Annotated in this window: 1 pseudogene; it reads left to right on the top strand. The window is 38.5% G+C overall.

The features are described 5' to 3' along the window. Positions 1–330: 330 nt before the first annotated feature. Positions 331–519: pseudogene (locus R7Q11_RS29355) on the top strand (cell division protein DedD); the annotation flags it as partial.

Raw genomic sequence — 519 nt, 5'->3', positions numbered from 1 at the left:
CTACATAAATTGCGTAAAATGTTTCTAAATGTAATTAATTGAAACGAGCCGAAATAAAGTTGATGCATTTGAAATCATTTTCAGATATTCATTCACCCCGCAATATAAGCAACCTCTAATCATCAATGTGATGTATGACTCATTCGTTTGCCAATTTTGACCAATAAACTCATCAATAAAGGCGGAATTGTTGCTTAGAGCTGAACAAACTCTCCCCGATTAACCATGAAAACGAATCGCTTTCACTGTAATGCTCGTATTTCGACTATTTTTTTAAAAAAAATGGGTTATCATTCAGATAATTCAAAGCCTTCGACCGAGAGGATGAGCATGATTTCTAAATGGGCGAAACGTTTTTACCAAATGGCTGAACTGGTGGCGTCTTGGAGTAAAGACCCTTCAACGCAGGTAGGTGCGGTGATCACTAAACAGAACCGCATTGTTTCTGTTGGCTTTAACGGTTATCCACACGGTGTTTCGGACAGTGTAGACACCGACGAACGTGAACTGAAATACTTA

Source organism: Vibrio sp. 970, from assembly GCF_033339075.1.
The sequence above is the reverse complement of the archived record's forward strand: the minus strand, read 5'-3'. Positions and strand labels throughout refer to the sequence as shown.